This window comes from Paenibacillus sp. FSL K6-1330 (assembly GCF_037976825.1).
GTDB lineage: Bacteria > Bacillota > Bacilli > Paenibacillales > Paenibacillaceae > Paenibacillus_AQ.
Genome location: NZ_CP150269.1, coordinates 767,322 through 783,538, shown reverse-complemented (window position 1 = coordinate 783,538; position 16,217 = coordinate 767,322). Strand labels below are relative to the sequence as shown.

At 50.8% G+C, this 16,217-nt stretch carries 16 protein-coding genes and 1 pseudogene; 9 read left to right on the top strand and 8 right to left on the bottom strand.

Annotation, left to right across the window (positions count from 1 at the left end; translation table 11 throughout):
* Positions 1 to 25: 25 nt before the first annotated feature.
* The 3 genes from NYE54_RS03430 (at position 26) to NYE54_RS03420 (ending at position 2,339) form a co-directional block, all read left to right on the top strand.
* Positions 26 to 1,186, top strand: coding sequence for a copper amine oxidase N-terminal domain-containing protein (locus NYE54_RS03430; RefSeq protein WP_339270037.1), 1,161 nt, complete (start codon positions 26 to 28; stop codon positions 1,184 to 1,186).
* 176 nt (positions 1,187 to 1,362) lie between these two features.
* On the top strand, positions 1,363 to 1,746 hold the full coding sequence (locus tag NYE54_RS03425; RefSeq protein WP_339270036.1) for a cytochrome-c oxidase: 384 nt from the start codon (positions 1,363 to 1,365) through the stop codon (positions 1,744 to 1,746).
* A gap of 146 nt (positions 1,747 to 1,892) precedes the next feature.
* A complete protein-coding gene (locus NYE54_RS03420; protein WP_339270034.1) occupies positions 1,893 to 2,339 on the top strand; it encodes a hypothetical protein in 447 nt (148 codons plus the stop codon).
* Between the two features lie 116 nt (positions 2,340 to 2,455).
* Here the strand turns inward: NYE54_RS03420 and NYE54_RS03415 are convergent, their stop codons facing one another.
* The 3 genes from NYE54_RS03415 to NYE54_RS03405 all read right to left on the bottom strand — a co-directional run bounded on the left by NYE54_RS03415 (position 2,456) and on the right by NYE54_RS03405 (position 4,705).
* The gene (locus tag NYE54_RS03415; protein WP_339270032.1) at positions 2,456 to 3,853 is read right to left on the bottom strand and encodes a DUF4179 domain-containing protein; all 1,398 of its coding nucleotides are present in this window, start codon (positions 3,851 to 3,853) and stop codon (positions 2,456 to 2,458) included.
* A complete protein-coding gene (locus NYE54_RS03410) occupies positions 3,846 to 4,376 on the bottom strand; it encodes a sigma-70 family RNA polymerase sigma factor (protein ID WP_339270030.1) in 531 nt (176 codons plus the stop codon). The genes NYE54_RS03415 and NYE54_RS03410 overlap by 8 nt, the downstream gene beginning before the upstream one ends.
* Positions 4,377 to 4,513: 137 nt before the next feature.
* Entirely contained in the window at positions 4,514 to 4,705 is a 192-nt protein-coding gene (locus tag NYE54_RS03405) for a hypothetical protein (protein ID WP_076322272.1), read from the bottom strand.
* Between the two features lie 229 nt (positions 4,706 to 4,934).
* On the opposite strand from NYE54_RS03405, the gene NYE54_RS03400 reads away from it, so the two are divergent.
* From NYE54_RS03400 to NYE54_RS03390, 3 genes are all read left to right on the top strand, one after another.
* Positions 4,935 to 5,654: an MBL fold metallo-hydrolase gene (locus NYE54_RS03400; protein ID WP_339270028.1), complete on the top strand. Its 720-nt coding sequence runs from the start codon at positions 4,935 to 4,937 to the stop codon at positions 5,652 to 5,654.
* Positions 5,651 to 6,211: a WHG domain-containing protein gene (locus NYE54_RS03395; RefSeq protein WP_339270026.1), complete on the top strand. Its 561-nt coding sequence runs from the start codon at positions 5,651 to 5,653 to the stop codon at positions 6,209 to 6,211. Before NYE54_RS03400 ends, NYE54_RS03395 begins: the two co-directional genes overlap by 4 nt.
* 126 nt (positions 6,212 to 6,337) lie before the next feature.
* Positions 6,338 to 6,829 (top strand): cytochrome c biogenesis protein CcdC, encoded by a 492-nt coding sequence (locus tag NYE54_RS03390; RefSeq protein WP_076322275.1) that lies wholly within the window; start codon positions 6,338 to 6,340, stop codon positions 6,827 to 6,829.
* 293 nt (positions 6,830 to 7,122) lie between these two features.
* On the opposite strand, the gene NYE54_RS03385 is transcribed toward NYE54_RS03390, so the two are convergent.
* On the bottom strand, positions 7,123 to 8,136 hold the full coding sequence (locus NYE54_RS03385; protein WP_339270024.1) for an NADP-dependent oxidoreductase: 1,014 nt from the start codon (positions 8,134 to 8,136) through the stop codon (positions 7,123 to 7,125).
* A gap of 224 nt (positions 8,137 to 8,360) precedes the next feature.
* Positions 8,361 to 8,621 carry a metal-sensitive transcriptional regulator gene (locus NYE54_RS03380; RefSeq protein ID WP_076322276.1) on the bottom strand — a complete coding sequence of 87 codons (261 nt, stop codon included), beginning with the start codon at positions 8,619 to 8,621 and terminating at the stop codon, positions 8,361 to 8,363.
* A gap of 344 nt (positions 8,622 to 8,965) precedes the next feature.
* Between NYE54_RS03380 and NYE54_RS03375 the strand changes: the two genes are divergently transcribed.
* Positions 8,966 to 10,714: an alpha-glycosidase gene (locus tag NYE54_RS03375; protein ID WP_339270023.1), complete on the top strand. Its 1,749-nt coding sequence runs from the start codon at positions 8,966 to 8,968 to the stop codon at positions 10,712 to 10,714.
* Positions 10,715 to 10,779: 65 nt separating this feature from the next.
* On the opposite strand, the gene NYE54_RS03370 is transcribed toward NYE54_RS03375, so the two are convergent.
* The 3 genes from NYE54_RS03370 to NYE54_RS03360 all read right to left on the bottom strand — a co-directional run bounded on the left by NYE54_RS03370 (position 10,780) and on the right by NYE54_RS03360 (position 15,062).
* On the bottom strand, positions 10,780 to 11,655 hold the full coding sequence (locus NYE54_RS03370; RefSeq protein WP_339270021.1) for a UbiA-like polyprenyltransferase: 876 nt from the start codon (positions 11,653 to 11,655) through the stop codon (positions 10,780 to 10,782).
* Positions 11,656 to 11,673: 18 nt separating this feature from the next.
* Entirely contained in the window at positions 11,674 to 12,972 is a 1,299-nt protein-coding gene (locus NYE54_RS03365) for an aspartate aminotransferase family protein (RefSeq protein WP_339270019.1), read from the bottom strand.
* Positions 12,973 to 13,082: 110 nt separating this feature from the next.
* Positions 13,083 to 15,062 carry a U32 family peptidase gene (locus tag NYE54_RS03360; protein ID WP_339270018.1) on the bottom strand — a complete coding sequence of 660 codons (1,980 nt, stop codon included), beginning with the start codon at positions 15,060 to 15,062 and terminating at the stop codon, positions 13,083 to 13,085.
* Positions 15,063 to 15,282: 220 nt separating this feature from the next.
* On the opposite strand from NYE54_RS03360, the pseudogene NYE54_RS03355 reads away from it, so the two are divergent.
* Together NYE54_RS03355 and NYE54_RS03350 are read left to right on the top strand one after the other, a co-directional pair.
* Positions 15,283 to 15,573 (top strand): annotated as a pseudogene (locus tag NYE54_RS03355) (alpha/beta hydrolase); the annotation flags it as partial.
* A 257-nt stretch (positions 15,574 to 15,830) separates the two neighbouring features.
* Entirely contained in the window at positions 15,831 to 16,217 is a 387-nt protein-coding gene (locus NYE54_RS03350) for a hypothetical protein (protein ID WP_339270016.1), read from the top strand.

Here is a 16,217-nt window from a genome sequence, read left to right as displayed (position 1 = left end):
ATTCGTTGAAGGAGATGACAGCCAATTGAAGAAAAAAATCAGCCTACTGACGATCGCTTTCCTGTTCTTGCTCGCTACTGCGGCGCAAGCAGCTCCGGCAAAGAATCAAGGGAATATCCGGGTCTACCTCGATAACCAGGAAATCAAATTTCAGGCAGCGCCTATTATGAAGAATGGAGTCACCTTCGTGCAATTCCGCCCTCTGTTCCAGGCCTTGGATTATAAAGTCAATTGGAACAGCACGAATAAACAGGTGACGGGTACATACCTCGATCAGAAGCTGCAGATGACCATCGGACAGAAAACCGCTTATGTCAATGGTGCAAAAACCTCGCTTCAGATTGCCCCATTCACCGATGGCGGCAACACGCTGGTTCCCCTTCGTTTCGTAGCTGAAGCCACCGGACTGCCCGTGAAGTGGGACTCCAAGGCACGTACCATCAAGATCGACCGCGAGGGTTCAATCGATAAAGCCACCGATGAGGTAAAGAAGCTTTACCATACAATTGAAGAAGCTGGAAGTGCCAAGAAACTGGATGCTGTCATGAGCGCCTTCCATCCGAAATCTCCTATTTTTGCGGAAATGCAAGAATATTATCAGAGCCAATTTAAGAACGATCTGCATGTATCTGCTGATGTATGGGAAGTAACGGTAGCCGGAACGTCAATCCATGCCTACACCAGCGTGACCCTCGACCGCACCGGCGGACCTTTTGCTTGGGATGCTACACTCCATTATGAGAATCTCTTGAAGAAAGATGCTTCGGGAGCATGGAAAATCTATGATCTGGTCCATTACGAGACGGAATATTTGGTCGGAGATGAACTGCTGGAAGCTCGTCCAGAAGTGCCGGTAGCGGAACAAACAGCCATCGTGACGACCATTGACACCCAGTCCAAGGGCTTCAATGAGGAGGATGGTCCGCTGCTTATGTCGGTTATTCATCCGGAATCAGCCTACCACGAGATATTCCGAACCAGCATTGCGGAAGGCATCTTTGATGAGGTAAATTTCAACATCAAGTCCGAGGAGATTCGGACGGTCTTTTTCCAAGGGGAAGACGCCGTTGTTTATGCCAAAGAAAGCGATGATGCAGACGGTGAAATCATCCGTTCGACCTCTCTTTACTGGCTCAAGAAAGCCGAAGGCAAATGGCTGATCTATGATGTGCTGGAGCTTGAATAGGTCACTGGCATAACGAATCGTACAAATGAACCGTGAATTTCCCGGCGAGGGAGTTCACGGTTTCTTTTTTTGCTGGCTATAAAACACATCGTTCTTCATTAAATCTTCCTCCCTCTTGGTCTACTTCACCATAGCTGACATATATCATAGTAGTAATCCATAAGAGGAGGGCTTATATGGGTGTTAAATTAATCAAGATCGCCGCTGTATACTTCGTACTGGGGATATTGCTCGGCATGTACATGTCGATCTCCCACAGCTACGATTACGCCTCAGTTCACACACACGTCAACCTTCTGGGCTGGGCATCCCTGGGTCTTGCAGGTGTTATTTATGTTCTGTTCCCCGCAGCCGGAGAATCCACCGCAGGCAAAGTGCATTTCTGGCTGCACAATATCGGTCTGCCTGTCATGATGATCGGTCTCGCACTGCTGGTAAGCGGTATGGAATCGGTAGAGCCGGTCATTGCTGTTGGCGGCGTTCTGGTAACGCTGGGCATTCTGGCTTTCCTATATAATGTGCTTACCCATGTTAAAAGTACGCATAGAAGGAAACGCTGATTTTAGGCTTGGATCCTCAAGGAATCGCCTCTATTTGACGGTTCCTTCTTCATGTTTCATGCGCCTCTTTCATCGGAAGATGGGTCATAGTTACCGACTAATGGGTATAAGTAGATACCTTTCTCTTCGAAGGAGGCATCATAGACATGGAAACAAACTCAGCAATTGAAGTCCAATTTCACTGCCGTCAGTGCCAAGCGGATATCGGGGTTACGTTCAAATCAGAACAGTTCACCACGGTACTCTGCCCGCAGTGCGATTATAGCTATTCACTCATGAGACCAACCATTGGGGAAGAGATCCTGCTAGATTGGGAGAAAGAAGCCGTATTCCAAAAAATCCGCGCGGATCAAACCGAGCATGACAAAATGGAACTGATGCTCCTCGTCATCAAGGTCGTCGAGCTGCTGACTTGGCGGGATGAAGGAAATGGCCATATCCGCGCCATCGAAACGCTTCGTGAGTGGCTGCTGCTTAACGGGGTGCCCAAAGCGCTCATTGAACTCCTGGATGCTAAGGGACCTGAAGGCAGCTCCTCTACCGAGCATAGGGAATCGTGTAATCAATCCCATGATACAAGATATCATAAATGAAAAAAGGAACCGTCCTCCGGCCAACATGGTCGGGGGCGGTTCCTTATTCGCGCCGGCAAAATGACCATCGCATTCGGCGTTGTGGTTATCCTGATGAGCTTTCAGCATCTCTAAATTTATTGAATCGGCACCTCGAATGCCTGCTCCATGACACCAGGGTAGCTGCTTAACGTAAACGTGAGCGGCTGCGGGTAATCCCCGGGTTTAAGGTGGATATACTGTGTGATGAGGCTTACCTCGGTATCCGAAGAGGATCGGGACGAGGAACTGAGCCCCCCAGCATCTTCATTGATCCTATGCTTTTTCCCCTCTCCATCCACAAACTCCGGCTCAATTGACACACTGCCCATATGCCGGTCAGTCTGTTCTTCGTATTCAAATGTCAGGGTATGCCCCGTGTACTCTCCGAACCGAAGGTCGCCGTCCGGTGAACGGATGATCTCTTTCTTATCCGTATCCACCACGAGTTTCATCTTCGAGGGGTCCACCGCCTGGAATCCGCTTGCTTTCAGCGTGATTGATTCTGGCTTCTCCAATATATTGCTGTCGAAGAAGTAAGTCATATCCCCTCCCCCGGCACCGGGTAAGAATGCGGAATCACTGTTCAATCTGATCTTCTCGCCGTTAACCACAGCTTCCAAATATACATCCCATAAGCCGGTTACCTTCATCGTATTACTGGACGGGACGTTCGCTTTCAAGACGATTCCGACAGGAGACAACACAGCTTCTTTCAAATAGAACCTCTGGCTCTCAATCTGCAGCATTTTGTTGAGCGGAACGGTGCTGGTATACTTCTGAACGGTCTCCATATCAACGGATACGTTAATATCGAGCACCTGCTCGTTCTCTGTAGCGGATTCATAAACCGTATTCGTCGAATAGGGGGCGATCCTAAAAGATAACGTCAGTTCCTCAGGTATAAGGTGATTCTCGCCCATCTGAATGTCTGATCGTGAACGGAACAGTTTGCCGGGCTTAATCTCAGTTCCACCAGATGACCCGATACTGTAAGGTAGCGATTCGCTGGATTCCCGGCGCTTCATCTCCACCCTCTTTAAGTCTGCGGGATTCTCCGCATGGTTTTGGACCGTATAGAACACCTCCATCTGCTGGGAGCCTACAAGTATCCCGTTCACCGTTACCGTATAATCCCCCTTGGTCACCGATTGATTCACCGGCTGAATCATGCCGTGTTTGTTGGCTGTATTCAGCGTAATATCTTCTCCGAAATCAAACCCGGTCAATGGCGGATACGGCCCTTGAGCCGCCATTTGCTTTTGAGGATTCACCAGCCCTTCGTTCCCGCTCCATACCACGAACAGCAGCGCAGCCGCTACGGTTACAAGCACGGCAGAGACGGTAGCCATTCGTGCCCGGCCCCGCTGCGTGCGCCGTCCTCTTCGCATCCCGCTTCGCACCGCCGCGTCCAATGCTTCATCGGATACAACAGCTGCGCTGATCTCCGCGTCCCTATTCATCTCCTTCAGCATTCGCTCTTCCTTCTCAAACATGGAATATGGCACCTCCTGGCTCGATTTTTTGCCGAAGCATCTTTAATCCTTGATACAGCCGGGTTTTGACTGTACCCTCCGGAACATCGAGAATCTTGGCGATATCACTAATCGTCATGTCCTGATAATATTTCAAAATCAGCACATGGCGGTATTTAGGCTTCATGCGGCTGAGCCCACGCTCCAGATCCAGCTTGCTATCGCTGACCATCTCGGTAGCCGTCTCCCGGCTGTGAACTTCTTCAACCGGAACCATGCGCTTTTTTCGTTTTTGCTCATCCACGCAGCAGTTAATCAGGATCCGAATGAGCCAAGGAACAAATGCCTCCGGATGCTTCAGCTTCCGGCACTTCATCCAAGCCCGGCATACCGTCTCCTGCAATACCTCCAGTGCGTCACTCTCGTTATGCAAATAACTGTACGCAATTCCGTATAGGCGCCTTCGGTGCTCCGTAACGAGTGCATAGAACGCTTCCTCGTCCCCTCTGCAGGCGGCAGCCGCAAGCTCTTTATTTTCCATCATCCGATTACCCTTCCCCTCCGACCTACCTCGTTTGTATTCATCTCTGTATATAAGACTGCGAAGCGATTCAAACGGTTTTTTTATTTTCCACACAAAAAAAGTCCGCCCTGGCAGGCAGACTTGAACGTATCTCTCGATTAACTTCGTTTTCTGCGTCCTTTAAAAAAGTAATGGTATCCTAGATATCCGATGCCGCATAACAGCAGCATAAGCGCAGAAAGCCAGATGACAGGAAGCAGATATGGCGTGTGCTGACTGGCTACATACAGAAGTACCGCGGAGAAGGCATACATCACCATCAGAAGTACGATGCGTTTGAAAATATCCATGTCGTCCGCCCCTCACCCTTTATCTCAATAATCTACAATTTTTTCCGTATATCTATCTTTATGGTAACTCAAAATGATGAAAATTGCACTCAAAATTTGGTAAATTTATAAAAATTTTAGGGGGTAAACAAGCCTATTCATGAAAATGTTAAAATTCAGGCTTGATAAAACTAATATCATTAGTTATTATACTAATATGATTAGTTTTGAATGAGAGGGGAATTGTATTATGTTAATAACAACGATTGAACACGTAACTCAAATTTCTTTTCTTCCTCGTCTTTTCCCGGTAAATGTCTATCTTGTAGAAGAAAACGACGGGGTTACGCTGATTGATACAGGCATGTCATTTTCCCAAAAGGGAATTCTTCAAGCGGCCTCCGCTATAGGAAAGCCCATCACCCGGATCGTGCTGACCCATGCTCACGGCGACCATGTCGGGGCGCTCGACGGGTTAAAGAAAGAGCTTCCGCATGCTTCGGTTTACATCTCGCGGCGTGATGCACTGCTGCTAAAGGGAAATGCCGAGCTCCAACCTGGAGAGCTGCAAACTCCGATTCGCGGAGATATTCCCAAGAACATAACCACCGTTCCGGATGTGCTTCTGGGTGACGGGGAATCCGTTGGTTCGCTCAAGGCCATCGCCACTCCCGGACATACGCCGGGGCATATGGCATTCCTTGATGAGCGCAGCGGTATCCTGATTGCCGGCGATGCTTGGCAGACACGGGGCGGATTAGCCGTATCCGGTGTGTTCAAGCCCTGGTTTCCCTTCCCTGCCCTGGCAACCTGGAGCAAGGATCTGGCTCTGGAAAGCGCCAAAATGCTAACCGCACGGAAGCCCGCCGTTCTGGCTGTCGGCCATGGACGGATGCTAAAGAATCCGGCGGCTCCCATGCAGCAGGCCGTTGCGCATGCGGAATCTATTATGAGGAGGAATGCAAAATGAGTCCGAGACCCGGAATTGACCGGCTTCAACTGCTTCAAACCGCTGCCGAACTAGCGGATCAGGATGGGCTTCATACCGTAACCTTGGTCGCACTTGCAGGTAAGCTGGGCGTTCGGTCGCCTTCCCTGTATAACCACGTAGACGGACTGCCCGGTCTGCATGCCGCCCTTATGCTGTATGGCCTCCAGACATTGCATGATCGGCTGCTGAAGGCTGTCGCCGGCCGGTCAGGCGAAGATGCCCTGCGTTTTGTATGCCTTACCTATGTTGACTTTGCCAGATCTCACCCCGGATTATACGAAGCCGCATTGCAGCCTCTCCGTCCGGAACAGCAGGAGACGCAGCAAGTAGGCAATCAGATTGTCGAGCTTCTGCTCCAAATCTTAGCTCCTTACCAGCTCAGTGAGCCGGAGGCGCTGCATGCTGTGCGGACACTTCGCAGCCTGTGCCATGGCTTCTCATCTCTGGAACGTGGGGGTCAATTCGCCATGGATTTGGATGTAGATGAAAGCTTGGATTTTATGATCCGGATTTTCATCGATGGACTCCAGCCTTAAAGACAGCTGGTGCTAATAGCGCTGCTCCTCCCGCACCTGCCTGATTTTGCCTGGCATCAGAATGTGCTATAATCAGAAGGCAGCACATTGTCATGTCATTTTATTTATGGAAAGAGGTTCTGAATTGTGGTTAATTTCGATTCCCCAATTCTTCAGATAGGCTCTACGATTGTGATGCTGGTTATGGCACTGACCGTTATTTTCATTCGAATGAAAGCGAGTCACCGCCCCGTCACCGTCAAGAAGATCATCATCCCTCCCGTTGCCATGAGCACCGGGTTTCTGATGTTCGTTGAGCCGCAAGTACGCATCCCCATATGGTGGGCGGGTATTGCCTTTCTGGTAGGCTGGTTCATCTTCTCCTATCCACTGATTCGCAGCACCAAATTCGAGAAGGTCGATGGCCAGATTTTCATGCAGAAATCGAAAAGCTTTATTTACATTCTGCTCGGCCTGCTGGCAATCCGGCTTCTGCTCCACGGATATATCGAGCAGCATATTTCCATCCCGCAGACCGCGGCGTTGTTCTTCATGCTGGCTTACGGCATGATTGTCCACTGGCGCATTTCGATGTATCGCCAGTATCAGCAATTTACGACACCAGAAGCGGCTATATAGCGGACATGTTCCATCGTTAACTATATAAGTTGAACTAAAGATTCTTAGCCTAAGCATCATTACGAATGCGGATTATTCTTCCGATCGCTGTTGCCCCCAGATTTCTTCGATACATTCATATCATGGTTAAAAATCCGGGGGCAAAGGCGACCACTTCGTTTCTGCGCAAAAAAAGAGTGCCGATGATCACGCAAGCCGGAAGGCTATGACCCTTCCGCTCGCAGAGCTCCCGTATGCGGAGGCTTGCGAAGTGCGTAAATTCGACACTCTTTTATTTTTTGTCTGTCAAAAGACTAGCTTTGCTCTTCGCTTACCTTCACCAGCTGCTTCCCGAGATTCTCCCCGGAGAAGAGCCCCAGAAACGCCTCAATGGTCTTCTCGAAACCGTCGACGATATGTTCGGCGTACTGAATTTTACCATCCCTCAGCCATTCGGCCAGTTCATGCAATGCCTCATTGTACCGACTGGCGTAGTCGCCGACCAGGAAGCCCTTCATCAGTGCCGTATTGGTCAGCAGCAGGCTCTGGATTCTCGGACCCGTATCGGGTTTCTCCAGGTTATAGAGTGCAATTTGGCCGCAAATCGGAATCCGTGCATTTTTGTTGATAAGACGCAGCACCGCATCGGAAACCTCACCGCCGACATTGTCAAAATAGACGTCCACCCCATTCGGGCAAGCTTCCGCTAAAGCCGATGCCAGATCTTCGGTCCGGTAATTGATCGCTGCATCAAACCCCAGCTTCTCCGTCAGGTACTTGGTTTTCTCTTCAGAACCGGCAATACCGATCACCCGGGTTCCTTTGATCTTGGCAATCTGCCCGACAATCATGCCTACGGCGCCTGCGGCACCCGATATCACCACCGTCTCGCCTTCCTTCGGCTGACCGATATCCAGCAGTCCGAAATAGGCAGTCAAACCGGTCATCCCCAGCACACCCAAGGCGGTCGATACGGGTGCCAGATCCGGGTTGACCTTACGCAGTGTTCCGGTCCGCACGGCGGCAAAGCGCTGCCAGCCCCATGTTCCTGCAACAAAATCGCCTTCCCGATAGGTCGGGTCCGTCGATTCCATCACCTGCCCTACTGCGCCTCCAGCGATAACCTGTCCTACCTCGTAGGGCTTCGCGTAACTTTTGGCATCACTCATTCTGCCCCGCATATACGGATCCACCGACAAGTATACGGTCCGTACCAGGACTTCTCCAGCTTGCGGAACGGGCAAAGGCTGCTCCTCAAAGGTAAAATCCGACTCATCCGGCATGCCTTGCGGCCTTTTGGCTAGTATAATTTGTTCGTTCACAGACATCTGAGTACCCTCCTTTAAGAAAAACCATCATCTTATCTTTACCCATTTTGTCCGTTTACAAATTTCCCAGCCCTTGCCAGACCCCTTAACGGCAGGTGATCCTTTCGCGTTCAGGTGCATGTTCAATTTCGAGGGTTCCGCTAAATTCAAGCGGTTCCATCATGAGTCGGATACCTGAGGGGAGCGGTTCATCCAGACCTTCACCCTGCCTGCTATTCAAACGTTTACCTGCTCTTCACGAGCAGATTAACGGCATCCTGCACAAGCTTCTCCGTATCCTCACCGTTCGCTTCGGCCTGCCGTACACAATCCACCAGGTTGGAGCTGACAACAACGCCAATGGTCCGGTCGATCGCCGTACGCGAAGCGGATAATTGCGTGATGACCTCCCTGCAGTCCTTGTTCTCTTCCATCATCTTCAAAATGCCGCGAAGCTGTCCTTCAATCCGCTTGATCCGGTTTTTCATCTGATCGTCGTATTGCATGTGACTGTCCTCCTATAATACGTATCTGCACTGTCAGGCTTATCCTTGTCCTTATATTATACAACAAACGCCCGCTCTTTCCTTACGACCTGCCCCGCCGGCAGAATCCCGCTTGAAAATCTGCATCCTGCTGCTGGCTGCTGCATAGCATTAGCAACTTCGATATAGGGCTTGTATACGCCAAGAGCGCATGGTATATTTTTAAATAACGAATGAATTCATAGTCATCCAGATCCAAACCTCATAATTTAAAGGCAATGTTATCTTACAAAGGTACAACCTCGGCTATTCATAGTCCTGGCTGTGCCTTTTTTTAATTTCACTTACTTAAGGAGGAATTATCGATGTTCTTGGAAGCCATCTATCACCGTCCGCGTAAAAACTGGTCCTATGCCTATAACGGTACGACCATCCATCTCAGAATCCGCACCAAAAAAGGCGACATTACCGAGGTGTACGCCCTCGCAGGCGACAAGTACCTGTGGGATCAGACGATGGAATACATTCCGATGACCAAGCTGTCCTCGGATGAAATGTTCGATTATTGGGAGTGCGAGGCAACCCCTCCTTACCGCCGCTTGAAATACGGCTTCCTGCTCCAGCAGGGCGACGAGAAACGCTGGATGACCGAATATGACTTCCTGACGGAGCCGCCGGCCAATCCGGACCGCCTGTTCGAATACCCGTTCATCAATCCGGATGACGTTTTTCACCCGCCTGCATGGGTCAAAGATGCGATCTTCTATCAAATCTTCCCGGAACGCTTCGCGAATGGGGATACAAGCAACGACCCGGAAGGCGCTTTGCCTTGGGGCAGTGCCGAACCGACGCCGAAAAACTTCTTCGGCGGTGATCTTCAGGGGGTTATCGACCATCTCGATTATCTAAGCGAGCTCGGCGTTAACGCGATTTATTTCACTCCGCTGTTCACGGCAACAACAAACCATAAATACGATACCGAAGACTATATGGAAATCGATCCGCAGTTCGGCGACAAGGACACGCTGAAGAAACTCGTCGATCTGTGCCATGCACGCGGAATCCGCGTCTTGCTGGATGCAGTCTTCAATCATTCCGGCAGAACGTTTGCGCCGTTCGTTGACGTGCAGAAGAACGGTATGAACTCCAAATATAAGGATTGGTTCTACGTTCGCTCCCTGCCGCTGGAAGTGGTGGATGGCATCCCAACTTACGATACCTTTGCATTCGAGCCGCTGATGCCGAAACTGAACACGGAGAACCCGGAAGTTCGAGCTTACTTGCTCAAGGCAGCCGAGTACTGGATCAAGGAAACGGGTATCGACGGTTGGCGCTTGGATGTAGCCAACGAGGTAGGGCACAGCTTCTGGCGCGAATTCCGTCAAGTCGTGAAAAAAGCCAACCCGGATGCTTACATCCTTGGCGAGGTGTGGCATGAATCCTCCATCTGGCTGGAAGGCGACCAGTTTGACGCTGTCATGAACTACCCGTTCACGAATGCCGTACTGGACTTCTTCATCAATCGTACCGCCGATGCCGAGAAATTCTCCTTCATGCTTGGCAAACAGCTTGCCGGTTACCCAAGACAAGCCAGCGAAGTGATGTTCAACCTGCTGGACAGCCATGACACTGCAAGACTGTTAACGCAGGCGAACGGCGACAAACGCTTGATGAAACTTGCCGCGATGTTCCAGTTCACGTATTTCGGCACGCCTTGTATCTATTACGGCGACGAAATCGGCATGGACGGCGGGCACGATCCGGGCTGCCGCAAATGCATGGAATGGGATGAGTCCAAGCATGATAAGGACCTGTTCCATTTCTATCAAACGCTGATTAAGCTCCGCAAAGAGCATTCCGCTCTCCGTACGGGAACCTTCAAATTCTTGAAGGCCGAGAAGAACGGCGGTAAAATCGCGTACCTGCGCGAGGACGACAACGAAACGATCCTCATTGCCGTCAACAACGACAAGGCGGGCAACACAATGACCGTCCCTGTGCTGGATCATCAGTGGACGAACCTGTGGAACGGCGAAGGCCTTAGTGCGAAGCAAGGCCAGTTGACCGTGAAGCTGCCCGCCTATGGCTTTGCCATCTTAAAGGCCGGTCAATAAAAATCAAACTCCCTTTGAGTGCCATATGGCCCGTGTATGCGGGCTGGCAGTCGAAGGGAGTTTTTTTATCCGAGCAAAAATTGGTCGGCCAAGGTAAAGAGCAGAATCGTCAAACTAATCACCTGATTCAGGTTATAGGATGCCAGATGCATCCGCCTGCGGCTGGAAGGCTTGATGATGCGATGCTCCACGGCAAGCAGTATCACGGAGACAGCAATTCCCGTCAAGTAGAGCCAGCCCAAGCCTTGGATAAAGTAAAGGGAAACCAGCAGGATGACCATAATCCCGTGCAGCATTCTGGAAATGAGCAGTCCGCCCTCTAACCCAAACGTGCGGGGAATGCTCCACAAGCCGGTGCTGCGATCGAATTCGATATCCTGTGTTGCGTAAATGATATCAAAGCCCGCGATCCACAGCATCACAACGGTACCGATGATAAACGGAATGAAGGCAAATTGCCCCGTTACGGCAAACCAAGCCCCGATCGGAGCCGAAGCAATCGTGAAGCCCAGGTACAGATGGCACAGCCAGGTGAAGCGCTTCGTGTACGAGTACGAGCAGATCAGTATAATCGCTGCCGGTGAGAGCCATAAGCAGAGCTGGTTCAGCATCCCTGCCGCGAGAATGAAGATGGCAAAGTTAACGATGACAAACACGTACACTTCACGAGGCAGCAGAAGCTTTCTCGGCATATGGCGGTTCGCCGTTCGCGGATTCGCGGCGTCGAACTTCATATCGACGATCCGGTTGAAGGCATTGGCCCCATTGCGTGCGGCAACCAGCGCAATCAACGACCACAGCATGACATGCCATGACGGTACGCCGCCCGCGGCCCAGATCATGGAAATGATCGCAAAGGGCAGCGAGAACAGCGTGTGGGAGAACATCACGAGTTCTCCGAACATTTTGGTCTTATGAACGACTTTATAAATCATCTGCATGGATCCAACCTCATTCGTTTACGTTTGGGATAACCCTGCCAGCACCTTATCCAAGGCGCGGAGCATCGCTTCAATCTCTTCCTCCGGAATCATCATGGCCGGCTGGAACGCCAGCACGTTTCGGCCGATGCCATTTTTGCCGATAATGAATCCTTCTTCCTTCATGCGCTCCAGAATGATATCCGTCCATGCTGCGCTTTCCTCGTCTGTCGCTCCCCGGATTTCGGCCCCGGCCATAAAGCCCTTGCCTCGGACATCGGCGATCAGCTCGTATCGGCCCTGCAGCTCCCTCAAACCATCGATGAGCCGTCCGCCGACACGCAGAGAACGTTCGACCAAACCTTCCTGCTCGATGTAATCCAATACGGCAAGCGCCGTGGCCGATGACACCGGGTTGCCGCCGAAAGTGGAGGCGGATGGTCGGTTTAGACTGGCGGCAATCTCATCAGTCGTGGAGAAAGCGCCGATGGGCACGCCATTGCCTAGTGCCTTCGCCATGGTCAGAATGTCGGGCACGATCCCGTAATGCTCGATCGCGAACATGCGTCCTGTACGGCCGCAGCCTGTCTGGATTTCATCGACAATCAGAAGAATCCCATGCTCCTCCAGCATCATCTTCAGCTCATGGAAATACCAATCCGGCGGTACGATCATTCCCCCGTTGCCTTGGATCGGCTCTACGATCATTGCGGCGAAGGTGTCTCCTTTCGCAGCGAGCACACTCGCCAACGCATCCAGGGAGCGGCGAGCGGCAGCATCCTGATCCATGGCAGGATCATAAGGACGCGGAATAAACGTAGTCACCTCCTGGTCCAGGAAATCATCGGCACGCCACATCGGAATGCCGGTCACGTTCATGGTCAGGAAGGTGCGGCCATGAAGGCCGTGTTCCAGCGCCAGAAAGTTGCGACGTTTCGTGTGCAGACGCGCGAGAAGGAGTGCGCCTTCATTCGCTTCGGAGCCGCTGTTCACGAAGAACGAACGCTTTAGATTGCCAGGCAAAACGCCGTTTGCCAACCGCTCCGCCAGATCCGTCATCGGCTGGGTAAGGTAAATGGTTGACGTATGCTGCAGCTTCTGCAACTGTTCAATTGTTCTTGCAGTAATGGCTTCATTACAGTGACCGCAAGCGACAACCGACACCCCCGTGAAGAAGTCGACATACGCTTTGCCATCATGGCCGTAAAGTTTATGCATCTTTCCGCTGACGATCTGAGGCGGCTCTTTGTAGAAATTAGCCGTGCAGGGGTAGCCGTACTGCCGTCGTTTTGCCACGATGGCCTCCGGGCCGATATACGCTTGATCTTCATGCGTCATAAATGTTCACCTCTTCAGATTGTTCTCGTTCTCCCATGTACTGTGAAATATATCAAGATGAATTGAGTCTCACACCAGGTTAATCTTCATGTTCGATTCCGAGGCTCATCTCATACTTCCGTGAGTTCAAGCTGCAAGGCATGGCCGAATTGGAGCGAACCCAGTGTATAACCGGCATAGATCGGTGTCATGTCTGCATACAGCCTGCTGCATGAATCCAGATTCAGGGCAGCTTGGCGATATATCCGCACCAGGCCGCGAAGCTGCTCCGTCGTATACGTCTTTCCTTCAATGCGGAAATGATTCACGCCAGCTTCGTGCAGCTCCTTCAAGAACGGCATATTGCACAGCTCTTTCGACAGTGCCAAGTGGTTACGCCCCGAGGCATCCCGGTATACGGGGTTCTCCCCTTTGTCCGTCAGCAGCACGAGATGACGGTTATCCACAAACTTGTTATCCTCTTCCGCAATAGGCTCGAACTCGGCCGCATTGGCGTATAAGTCATGCTCAAGATACATGACGATTGGCGAGCCATGAACGATGAACTCGATTGGAATTTCCGGATGACGCAGCAATTTCGTTAAATCATGGAGCTGAAGCTCAAGCGACGGATTGATTCTGGATATGCCAAAATGCTTCTGATAGAACGAAGCCGCCATATGGTTGTATATATTCAGGCTGAAATCGGCAATCATCGGCAGCCCTAGGGATTGAAACTTGTGCATGGCACCGATGTTGGATGCAAGCAAGCCGTCCAGACCATAATGGTTATGCTTCTTGCCTGCGCTGAGGAATTGATAATACTGCTCCATATGAAGCTCATTCATCATGCGGGGCATGCCAAGAATAATTTCGGTGTTCCCTTTATCCGCCGTCAAAGCTTCGATATCTTCACGGCCGAATGGAAGATCCGGTTGGAACACGTCACCTGTCAGGTAGATGACGTTCGCCCCTTCTTCGATTGCCGCACGGGCCTGCTCTACCGTGTTGACATGGACCGTAATTTGCGGAATCGACGTGATCGGCTGCTCCCGCTTCGCTTGATGCAGCGATTCCTTCACCTGAAGCACCCGTTCCTCCTTCATCTCGCGTTCCGCGGTAGGTGTGCTGAACACCTTTCCCGTACTGTAAAACTTGCCTGTTCCTTCATAACGGTGATTGATGAAATCCAGTCCCGGCTTGCCAAAAGCATAAGCTGTCGTGAAATCACGTTTCCGGTTTTTATGCAGCGTATCTGCCCCGGCTTCGCGGTTAAAGCCTATCGGATCCGCAATGTAACGATCGATCGCATCTCCGTAAGCATTAACAACCATCAGCAAAAATTCGGTATCTCTCATGCGTCCTTCAATTTTGAAGCTGGTAATGCCGGACTTGACCAGCTCCGGAATATGCTCGTACATATACATATCTTTTGCAGCAAGCGGGTACTCGGTAGGATAGAGGTATCCATCTTTTTTCACCCGATAATCCCAGCGGCAAGGCTTCATGCATCGTCCCCGGTTCGAGCTGTTGCCAAACAGCATGGAGCTGTACAGGCAGTTCGCACCGTGAACGGTGCACATATCGCCGTGCACGAAGTACTCGAACTCCATGCCGCTCTTAGCGTGCAGCACCTCCGCCGTTTTCAGGTCCATCTCGCGGGAAGCCACGATACGGGAAACGCCCAATGCTTTGACGGCTTCAATCATCTCCAGATTGTGCACGTTCATCATGACCGAGGAGTGAACCGGAATATTCGTATAGTTCATCTCTTGAATCAGGGGAAACACGGCCAGATCCTGCGCAATAATAGCATCCGGGCCAACCTCGTTCAAAAAGGCGAAGTAACGCTTCGCTTCCTCCAGGTCCTCTTCATCCATCAGGTTGTTCACTGTAATGTAGGCGCGTTTACCGCGCTCATGGGCCAATTGAACAGCTTCTCTGACTTCCTCATAACTTAAGTTATAGCCCTTGCGCATCATGCGCATATTTAGCGATGGTCCCCCGAAATATACGGCATCGCAGTTTGCGTCAATGACGGTTTTGAATATCTCGAATGTTCCGGCAGGAGCCAACAGTTCCACTTCTTTACCGTTAAAATAACGAGCCATTGTCCGTTCCTCCTAATCCGCTAAGTTTATTTTTTTGATTGTAACATAATTCACAATTAACATTAGTGAATTAATTCACAGCGAAATTCACGTACGATCCCAGCTCCGAAAAGCATCTCAAGATTCGACCTTACCTTTTCATTGACCGATCGTTCATTGAATATTAAAATGAACTCATCAACCCATGCAAAATGCTTGGATATCGAATGGAGGTTTTCAATTGGATCTGCACTACGAAGTTCACGGCAACGGTAAGCCTGTCGTACTTGTTCACAGCGGTGGAGCGGATATGCGGGATTGGGGCTATCTTGTCCCTCTCTTATCCGAGAACTTTTACGTGATTGCCTTTGACGGCCGCGGAGCCGGACGATCTCCCTCTCCCGTTCAGCCGCCAAACTATGTTGAAGATCTGTTGTCTCTTCTTGATTATCTGAATATTTCGCAAGCTGCGGTTATCGGACATTCTATGGGCGGCCGGATTGCCACGGAGTTCGCGATCCATTATCCTGAAAATGCGTGTTCAAAAAGGTCGGTTTTCAGCACCGAGAAGGTTGGATGAAACTAGGGACGTCAGGAGCGGAGCGTACGTTTTGGGTACGTGAGCACCGGAAGGCCCGGCTGAATTCAAGATTCGATGCCGAGCTGCTTCCTGATTCTCTTCGTGATCAAAAGCGGACTTTTTGAACAACCTCTGAAAGAGTATCGGAACTGATTGTCATTGCATCAGCCCTGTCCGGTTTTCCTTATTCTGAGGAAATGCAAACTTACATGCACCGGGTAAGCGCTGCTGCCCCTGACATCGAGAAAATGATCGAGCTGTGCATAGAGCCGCCCTCTTATGAAATTACAAGAAACCGTCCCGAGCGGGAGCTTATGATCCATATGCTTCGGCACCATTTTGAACGCACGTTTACCTGGTCTACCTTTGACTCGATTTGGCCGGAGCCGCCGGCGATGGAGCGATTACAGGATATCTCGGCCAAAACGCTGTTTATCATAGGAGATCATGAACTGCCTGATAACCAGCAGGTAGGAGAACAATTTCGGAGGGTTCCGAGCATTGATTTTGCCACCATCGCGGGAGCGGATCACATGGTCACATTAACGCATCCGGAGGAGTTATCCCGCCATATCACTAAATTTGTGAAGGAATGA